Here is a 1,766-nt window from a genome sequence, read left to right as displayed (position 1 = left end):
AAAGCAAACCGTTCCTTCTCATTCAAAGGCTTGCCAAAAATCAGCGTTTCAAAACCAGCCCTATCGCTGTTTTTCATCGCATAGAACTGCTTCTCGAAGGGCGTCTGCAGCTCTGGATTCTGACGGATCTGATCAAAATAATAACGGGTATCGGTAAGCGTCGGGGTTTCACTGTTCCCGAATGCCAGCCCTGCGGTATCGACACCACCTTGTGCCAAGCCTGTAATCTGCTGGTATACACCCGCTGCTTGATCAATCTTCTTCATATGACGATCAAGGCAAGCACGGTCTTTACCGCAGGAACGCATAGCCTTGGAGTTAGCATCAGACAACTTGGTGGCCGTTTCCAAAGCTTTCTGGATGCATGCAGCATCGTGACGAGAGCGACAGTCTTTGACCTGACTAGCCAGCCGCGTAATCTGATCTGCGGCAAGATAGTTGTTCTCCACCTCATTCTTAGCTGCCTGCGCACCAGCCAATGCCCCGGCACTGTCTCCGCCCGCCAACGAACCTGCCAAACTGCCCGCCATCGTGGTCAGCGCGGAGATGGTCTGCTTCTGATCTTCGCTCAGACTCTTCGCATCCGGGTATAGCGTCTTTTGCAGGTACTCGGCAACCAACGGCGACGCGCCAGCTGCCGCCGCCCCCGCCGCCGCATTCTCGCCCTTCAGCTGCGCCAGCGTCGCGCCCAGCAAGGCGTGCGCCATCACATTGGCTTCCTTGTTGCCGTCGGTCATGCCCTTGACCACGCCAGCCAGGTAAGGCGCGGCGGCGCCGCTGATGGCCGCCTGCACATTGCCGCCAGCCAGGCCTTGCAGCGCGGCGGTGGCGGCTTGCGCCGCTCTTTGGAAGTCGCTGCCAGTGCCCCACTTATCGTTCAGCTCCTTATACTCTTTGCTGTCCGCATATTTGGGATTGCGCCGCAACTCTTCGTTCGCCTTCATCATCATCTGAGTGGCGACGATTTGAGTGGCCTGCGCGCCGATCTGGCCGACCAGCTGCGCTTCCTGCAAGCGGTTGAGTTCCTTCTCTTTGTCGAAGATCGGGCTCAGGCCGTTGGCGGCGTGTTCGGCATCGCGGCTCAGGGCTTTCAGGTCTTGTTGCTGCTGGTCCTGGTCGCGGACCTTGATCGCGCCTTCGCTGACCGCGGCGTAGGTGGTGGATTCGGCGTGGCCGCTGCTGTTGCCGCCGCCCAGCACGCTGCTGGCGCCTTGGCTCATCAGCGTGCCTTTCAGCGTGCCGGTGATGCTGCCGCCGCTGCTGAAGCCAAAGCTTTGGCTTTCCACCTTGTAGTCGGCTTGGTTGTGCTGGTTGCTGAAGCCCAGCGTGCCAGTATCCAGCGTGTTCTTGTCCGCCTTGGCGGTGCTGGCGATCACTGCGCCGTCCAGCTGGGTGTGTTGGCCCACCTTGATGTCGAAGCCGCCCTGGCCGGCGTAGAGGCCGGTTTGCTGCTGCACGCTGACAAAGTCGCTGTCCGCCTTCTGGCGGCTGCCGCTGATGGAGGCGCTGCCGCTCATGCTGCCGAAGGTGAAGCTGGCGCCGGCGGAGAGATTGCTTTGCTGGCTGTGGTAGTAGTCGCGGTCTTGCTGGCTTTGCAGCGTCAGGTTGCGGCCGATGTCCGCCACCACGGTCTTGCCGCTGGCTTGCGCGCCGGTCAGGCTGGCATCGCGGCCGCTTTGCAGGTTCAGGGTGTCGCCGGCGCTGAGCACGGTTTCGTTCCAGCGGCTGCCATTGCCCTCCTCCTTGCCCTTGCCCTTGTTGGCGTT

General features: G+C 60.9%; 1 protein-coding gene. It reads right to left on the bottom strand.

The features are described 5' to 3' along the window. The coding region (locus LQR33_RS23645) for a hemagglutinin repeat-containing protein (protein WP_231470681.1) at positions 1-1,766 on the bottom strand (1,766 nt) is incomplete at both ends.

Source organism: Chromobacterium piscinae, from assembly GCF_021129175.1.
GTDB classification, from domain to species: Bacteria; Pseudomonadota; Gammaproteobacteria; order Burkholderiales; family Chromobacteriaceae; genus Chromobacterium; species Chromobacterium piscinae.
Note: the sequence above shows the minus strand (reverse complement) of the source record. Positions and strands in the feature narration are given on the sequence as shown.